Annotated in this window: 7 protein-coding genes and 1 pseudogene; 1 reads left to right on the forward strand and 7 read right to left on the reverse strand. The window is 72.5% G+C overall.

What is annotated here, in order from left to right; translation table 11 throughout:
• The first annotated feature begins 28 nt into the window (after window positions 1-28).
• Window positions 29-676, forward strand: a complete 648-nt coding sequence (locus tag IE172_RS01555) for a mycothiol-dependent nitroreductase Rv2466c family protein (RefSeq protein ID WP_190095207.1) — start codon at window positions 29-31, stop codon at window positions 674-676.
• Window positions 677-679: 3 nt separating this feature from the next.
• Here IE172_RS01555 and IE172_RS01560 read toward each other — a convergent pair whose 3' ends face one another.
• From IE172_RS01560 to IE172_RS34285, 7 genes and pseudogenes are all read right to left on the reverse strand, one after another.
• Window positions 680-919 carry a hypothetical protein gene (locus IE172_RS01560; protein ID WP_190095208.1) on the reverse strand — a complete coding sequence of 80 codons (240 nt, stop codon included), beginning with the start codon at window positions 917-919 and terminating at the stop codon, window positions 680-682.
• Window positions 920-1,160: 241 nt separating this feature from the next.
• A complete protein-coding gene (locus IE172_RS01565; protein WP_190095209.1) occupies window positions 1,161-2,552 on the reverse strand; it encodes an amino acid permease in 1,392 nt (463 codons plus the stop codon).
• 175 nt (window positions 2,553-2,727) lie between these two features.
• The gene (locus IE172_RS01570; protein ID WP_190095210.1) at window positions 2,728-3,624 is read right to left on the reverse strand and encodes a TauD/TfdA dioxygenase family protein; all 897 of its coding nucleotides are present in this window, start codon (window positions 3,622-3,624) and stop codon (window positions 2,728-2,730) included.
• Window positions 3,625-3,654: 30 nt separating this feature from the next.
• Complete coding sequence (locus IE172_RS01575; protein WP_190095211.1) at window positions 3,655-5,001, reverse strand: LLM class flavin-dependent oxidoreductase; 1,347 nt, start codon at window positions 4,999-5,001, stop codon at window positions 3,655-3,657.
• Window positions 5,002-5,128: 127 nt separating this feature from the next.
• Window positions 5,129-5,845: an ABC transporter ATP-binding protein gene (locus tag IE172_RS01580; protein ID WP_190095212.1), complete on the reverse strand. Its 717-nt coding sequence runs from the start codon at window positions 5,843-5,845 to the stop codon at window positions 5,129-5,131.
• On the reverse strand, window positions 5,821-6,681 hold the full coding sequence (locus tag IE172_RS01585; protein ID WP_190095213.1) for an ABC transporter permease: 861 nt from the start codon (window positions 6,679-6,681) through the stop codon (window positions 5,821-5,823). The genes IE172_RS01580 and IE172_RS01585 overlap by 25 nt, the downstream gene beginning before the upstream one ends.
• Window positions 6,678-6,985: pseudogene (locus IE172_RS34285) on the reverse strand (ABC transporter substrate-binding protein); the annotation flags it as partial. The pseudogene IE172_RS34285 and the gene IE172_RS01585, both read right to left, overlap by 4 nt.

Here is a 6,985-nt window from a genome sequence, read left to right on the forward strand (position 1 = left end):
GGGAGATGCCGCCTTCCCGAGGAGTGACATGTCGGACAAGTCTCCCGCCACGCCCGTCGACTTCTGGTTCGACCCGCTGTGCCCCTGGGCCTGGATGACCTCGCGCTGGGTGCGGGAGGTGGAGAAGGTGCGGGACATCGAGGTCCGCTGGCACCTGATGAGCCTCGCGGTCCTCAACGAGGACCGGCTCGACGAGCTCCCCGACGAGTACCGCGAACTGCTGGAGACCAAGGCCTGGGGTCCCGTGCGGGTCGTCATCGCGGCGCAGGAGGAGCACGGCGCACAGGTGCTCGGCGACCTCTACACCGCGCTCGGCACCCGCATCCACAACAAGGACGAGGGCCCGGGCAGGGAGACGGTCGCCGCCGCCCTGAAGGACGTCGGCCTGCCCGACTCCCTCATGGACCACTGGGACTCCACCCCGTACGAGCCGCAGCTGCGAGCCTCCCACCAGGAGGGCATCGACAAGGTCGGCCAGGACGTCGGCACGCCCGTGATCGCGGTCCCCGGCGCCGACGGCGAGCAGATCGCCTTCTTCGGCCCCGTCGTCACCCCCGCCCCCCAGGGCGAGGAGGCAGGCCGCCTGTGGGACGGCACCCTCGCGGTCGCCTCCGTCCCCGGTTTCTACGAGATCAAGCGCAGCCGCACGAAGGGTCCCGACTTCAGCAACCTGTGAGGCTCACTCCGGCAGCAGTTTGACCGGTTCGGGGAAGGGGCGCTGCTGGAAGGGTCTGCGCAGGTTCCGGCACAGTGTTCCGGCGTCCGCGTCCAGCACGTTCACGCACATCCAGAACTCGTGCACGGCCCGCAGGCCCAGCTGCTCCTTGGCCCTGGCCTGCTCCGCCCCGGTGAGCTGCCGGTGCGGATGCCGCCCCTTGCACGTGGGGCAGCTCAGGGTCCGTGTCCTGGGTGTCGCCATTGCCCAACGATGACCCGGATCGCCGCATACCGGAAGCCCCCGCGAGTCATGTCCTCGCGGGGGCTTCCCTCATTCCGCCTGCCGGGTGAACGGTGAGAAGGCGACCACGGGGCAGGACGCTTATTGCGTATCACTTGCAACTACACGCTAGCAGCGGAAGCCGCCGCGGAAGGTCCTCCGGGCACACGAAACGGCCCCCGCGTCCGCACGCGAGGGCCGTCGGGAAGGGTGGGCGGACGGGTCAGCCCCGGTCCCGCGTCCGTGCCCGTGTCCGCTGCCAGGCGTACCCCACCGCCGCCAGCGCCAGTGTCATCCCGCCGGTCGAGTAGAGCTGCACCCGGGTGTCCGGCTCCCGTGCCATGAGCACGAAGACCGCCGCCATGCCGGCCAGCGCCACCCACGTCAGCCACGGGAAGGCCCACATCCGCACCGCGAGCCTCCCCGGTGCCTCGCGCTCGAGCCGGCGGCGCAGCCGCAGCTGGGAGACGGCGATGAAGATCCAGACGACCAGGATCACCGCGCCGATCATGTTCAGCAGCCAGGTGAACACGTCGTCGGGCCGCCAGTAGCTCAGCAGCACGCACAGGAAGCCGAACACGGAGGAGGCCAGCACGGCGGTCCGCGGCACCCCGCCCGACACCCGGCTCAGGGCCCTGGGGCCGTGCCCGCGCTCCACCAGCGAGTAGCCGATGCGCGAGGCGCCGTAGATGTTGGCGTTCATCGCGGACAGCAGCGCCACCAGCACCACCACGTTCATCAGCTGGCCGGCGCCCGGGATGCCCAGACGGTCCAGGGCGGCGACGTACGGGCCGTCCTCGACGACGGCGGGGTCGTCCCACGGGACCAGGGTGACGACGACCGCCATCGAGCCGATGTAGAACAGCGCGATCCGCCACATCGCCGTGCGGACCGCGCTCGCCACGCCCTTGACCGGGTTCTCCGACTCGGCCGCCGCGATGGTCACCGTCTCCAGGCCGCCGTAGGCGAAGAGGGAGGCGAGCAGGCCGATCACCAGGCCCTCGCCGCCGTGGGGGAGGAAGTCGGTGAGGTTCGAGGCGCCCGGCGAGTCGGTGCCCGGCAGCACACCGGCGACGGCCAGCACGCCGAGGCCCAGGAACAGGGCGATCGCACCGACCTTCAGGGCGGCGAACCAGAACTCGAACTCGCCGAAGTTCTTCACCGCGGCGAGGTTCGTGCCGCAGAAGACCACCATGAACAGCGCCACCCACGCCCACTCGGGCGTGCCCGGCAGCCAGCCGGTGACGATCTTCGCGGCGCCGATGCCCTCCAGCCCCACCGCCGTGCACAGCAGTATCCAGAAGGCCCAGCCGGCGGTGAACCCCGCCCACGGGCCGAAGGCCCGCTCGGCGTGCGCGGAGAACGAACCCGAGGACGGATAGGCGGCGGACATCTCGCCCAGCATCCGCATCACCAGCATCACCAGGAGGCCGGAGAGGGTGTAGGCGAGGACGATGGAGGGCCCGGCGGCGGCGATACCCGCGCCGGAGCCGACGAACAGGCCGGCGCCGATCACCCCGCCGAGGGCGATCATCGACAGGTGGCGCTGCTTCAGGCCGTGCGAGAGGGAGGCGCCGTCCGGTTCCGGGGGCGTCTCGACGGTGGTGCGGGGCATGGGCGCGGCTCGTCCAATGCGGGAGATGACAAAACGCCGCCCAGTCTGGGCGGCCTCCCCGCGATCACGGGGAGGCCGCCCAGCATGTGGACGGCGCTCATCCGGAGGGTGATGCTCCGGTCACCTGGGGGTCCCGGTCACGAGCCCCGGCCACGGGCCCCGGCCACCCGCACGGTCACGCCGCGACCGTCGTGTAGTGCGAGGCGTCCCCCTCGATCGCGTAGGACCGCTCGCCCTCGATGCCGACGGGGACGTCACCGGCGACCGTCACCCGGTGCAGCCGGCGCGGCAGGCCGTCGTAGTTGTCGATGGCGTAGTGCTGCGTGATGCGGTTGTCGAACAGCACGAGCTGGTTCGGCGACCAGCGCCAGCGCACCACGTTCTCCGGCCGGGTGACGTACGCCTGGAGCAGGTCGAGCACCTTGCGGGACTCGCCCCGCGACAGGCCGACGACGCGCTGCGCGAACCCGCCGATGAACAGCCCGCGCTCCCCCGTGAGGGGGTGGACGCGCACCACCGGGTGGGCGGTGCGGTAGGTGAGGGACGTGAACTGGGCGCGCCGGGCCGCCTCCGCCTCGTCCACGGCCTCCTCCGGTACGGCGTAGTCGTAGTCGTTGGTGTGCTCGGCCCACAGGGTGTCGGCGAGCCCGCGCAGCGGCTCGGGCAGGTCGCGGTAGGCGGCGGCCGCGTTCGCGATCAGCGTCTCGCCGCCGTAGGGCGGGATCGTGATGCTGCGCAGGGTGCTGGCCTGCGGCGGGTTGAGGACGAAGGTGACGTCCGTGTGCCAGGTGTTGGCGGCACGGCCGCCCTCGCTGTCGACCGGCAGCACGCTCGGGGCGCCGTCGACGGCGGGCACGGTGGGGTGGGCGCCGGTGAGGTCGCCGAAGTGCCGGGCGAAGGCCTGCTGTCCCGCGTCGTCCAGGTTCACGTCGTCGAAGAGGAGGGCCTTGTGCTCGTTCAGGGCGTCGCGGATCGCGGTGACGGTCCCGGGGTCGAGCGGCCGGGAGATGTCGACGCCGGAGACCTGGGCGCCGATGTTCGCGGTCACCTTGGTGATCTTGAGGTCGGTCATGGGTGCGGGTTCCTTTCCGGAGGGGCCGGATCAGACGAGAGCGGCGGTGGTGGCGGTGGTGGTGTGCTGGTTGGCGGGGCGCGGGAGGCCGTAGCGCTCGCGCAGGGTCCGCCGGGGGCCGTACTCCGTGCGGAGCAGCCCGCGGGCGCGCAGGATCGGGACGACGTGGTCGACGAAGGCGTCGAGGCCGGACGGCAGGACGGGCGGCATGATGTTGAAGCCGTCGGCGGCGCCGAGCGAGAACCACCGCTCGATGATGTCGGCGACCTGCTCGGGCGTGCCCGCGAAGGTCAGGTGGCCGCGCCCGCCGCCGAGCCGCCCGATCAGCTGCCGCACGGTGAGCCGCTCGCGCCGGGCCAGCTCCACGACGAGCGTGTAGCGGCTCTTGGCGCCCTCGATGGCCTCCTCCGGCGGCAGCCCGTCGGGCAGTCGGGCGTCCAGGTCCAGCGAGCCGGGCGCCAGGCGCAGCAGCTCCTCGAGGTGGCGCACCCCGTGCTCGTGCACGATGTGCTCCTCCAGCTCCCGCTCCAGCCGCCGCGCCTCCGCCTCGGTGGAGCCGAGGACGGGCACGATGCCGGGCAGCACCTTGATGTGGTCCGGGTCGCGGCCCTCCGCCGCCGTACGGGCCTTGAGGTCGGTGGAGAAGTCCCGCGCCCCGGCGAGGGTCTGCTGGGCGGTGAACACCGCCTCCGCGTACCGGGCGGCGAACCGCTTGCCGTCCTCGGAGGAGCCCGCCTGCACGAGCAGCGGGTAACCCTGCGGCGTACGGGGCACGTTGAGCGCGCCCTCCACGCCGAAGTACGTCCCCCGGTGCCGGGGCGGGTGGATCCGGTCGTCGTCGCCCCAGACCCCGGCCGCCTTGTCGGCGACGATCGTGTCGTCCTCCCAGCTGTCCCACAGCAGACGGGCGACGTCGAGGAACTCGGCGGCCCGCGCGTACCGTTCGGCGTGCGCGGGCTCCGCTTCCAGGCCGAAGTTGCGGGCCGCCGAGGCACCGGCGGTGGTGACGATGTTCCAGCCGGCCCGGCCACCGCTGATGATGTCCAGCGAGGCGAACCTGCGGGCCAGGTTGTAGGGGGAGTTGTAGGACGTCGATGCCGTCGCGATCAGCCCGATGTGTTCGGTGGCCGTCGCCAGCGCGGTCAGCAGGGTGAGCGGTTCCAGCGCCCCGGCCGGCCGCTGGGCCACGCTGTTCCACAGCTGGGGACCGTCGGCGAGGAACAGCGAGTCGAAGGTGCCCCGCTCGGCGGTCCGGGCGAGGCGTACGTAGTGGTCGAGGTCGACGTGCGCGTACGGATCGCTCTCGGGGAGCCGCCAGGAGGCCTCGTGGTGGCCGGTGTTCATGAGGAAGGCGTTGAGGTGGAGCTTCCGGGTCATGAGGGGTCCCTCCTTCAGGACGTGGACGGGCAGTGGTGTGCGGACGAGGGTGGCCGTGCCCGGCCCGTCGCGGGCCGGGGCGGTGGGGGCGGGGCCGGGGCGGTGGCCCTCGAAGGGCGGACGGTGTTCACGTCACGGCCTCGGTCACCCCGAGCGCCCGCAGCAGCCGCGTCCGGTACTCACCGTGCGCCGCCGCCTCACGCTCGATCGCCAGGTCGAGCCCGATCCGCCCCCGCTCCAGCACCAGCACCCGGTCCGCCAGGGCCACCGCCTCGTCCACGTCGTGGGTCACCAGCAGCACCGAGGGGCGGTGCCGTTCCCACAACTGCCGCAGCAGCGCGTGCATCCGGATGCGCGTCAGCGCGTCCAGCGCCCCGAACGGCTCGTCGGCCAGCAGCAGTTCCGGCTCCCGCACCAGTGAGCGGGCGAGCGCGGCACGCTGGGCCTCACCGCCGGACAGCTCGTTCGGCCAGGCGCGTTCCCGGCCGGCGAGACCGACCTCGGCGAGCGCCGCACGGCCGCGCTCCTCGGCGTCCCTGCCGCCGAGCCCCAGCAGGACGTTGGGCAGGATGCGCCGCCAGGGCAGCAGCCGGGAGTCCTGGAAGACCACCGATACCCGCTCGGGCGCGGTGAGCGTGCCGCTGCCGGCGACCCCGTGGTCGATGCCCGCGACGGCGCGCAGCAGGGTGCTCTTGCCGGAGCCGCTGTGCCCGAGCAGCGCGGTGAACTGCCCGGCCGGCAGGTCCAGGTCGATGCCGTCGAGGACGGTGCGCCCCTCGAAGGACCGGGTGAGGCCGCGCAGCCGCACGGCGGGCCGGGTCAGCTGCTCAGTGTGCGGCGCCATGACAGCACCCTCCGTTCGATCAGGCGGACGGCGGTGTCCGAGACCAGGCCGAAGACGCCGTAGACGACGAGACCGACGAGGATCACGTCCGTCCGGCCGTAGTTCTGGGCCTGGAACATCAGGTAGCCGAGTCCGCTGGTGGCGTTGATCTGTTCGAGCACCACGAGGCCCAGCCAGGAGCCGGTCACCCCGAGCCGCAGGCCGACGAAGAAGCCGGGCAGCGCGCCGGGGACGACGACCTGCCGGATGAAGGCGGGCCGCGACAGGCCCTGCACCTCGGCCAGTTCCACGAAGCGGTGGTCGATGCCGGCCAGCGCGGCGTGCGTGTTCAGGTAGATCGGGATGTAGACGACGATGGCGATGATCGCGATCTTGAACGTCTCGCCGATGCCGAGCCACAGGATGAACAGCGGGATCAGACCGAGGGTGGGCACCGCCCGGTTCAGCTGCACGCTGCCGTCGATCAGCGCCTCGCCGGTCCGGCTGAGCCCGGAGGCCAGCGCGAGGACGATGCCCGCGGTCAGGCCGATCACGAAGCCGGAGCCCGCGCGCCGCAGCGAGGTGAGGATGTCGCCCGGCAGGGTGCCCTCGGTCCACAGCCGGGTGCCGGTCTCCAGCACCGTCCAGGGCGCGGGGATCGCGCCGGGGTCGAGCTGTCCGGCGGCGGAGGCGGCGGCCCACAGGACGAGGACGAGCGCGGGGCCGAGGAGCCGGGTGGCGGGCAGCCGTTTGCCGGGGGAGAGGCGCCGGCGCCGGCGGACCCGGTGCCCTTCCTCGACGGCGGGGGGCGGGGCGGTCCCGGGCGCGGTTCCGGTGGTCGTGGTGACGGCGGTCATGTCCGGTACTCCTCGGGTACGGCCTCGGCGGCGAGGGACTCGAAGCGCCGGTCGAAGAGGGTGGTGACGTCGAACTCCTTCACGTAGCCGCCCTCCGCGAGCAGATCGGCGGTCTCCTGCTCCCAGGCGATCGCCTCCTCCCAACCGGGGGAGAACAGCGGCTTGTTCGCGAGCTCGGTGATCGACTCGGCCTGGGCGGGGGTGAGGTTCTGCGTCTTGACGTAGTACTCCCGGTTCCATACGTCGGGGTGTTCGTACTGCCACACCGCGCCCCGGGCCCAGTACGGGATGTACGCGGCGACGG

The organism is Streptomyces griseoflavus (assembly GCF_014649995.1).
In the GTDB taxonomy this organism is placed as follows: Bacteria; Actinomycetota; Actinomycetes; order Streptomycetales; family Streptomycetaceae; genus Streptomyces; species Streptomyces griseoflavus.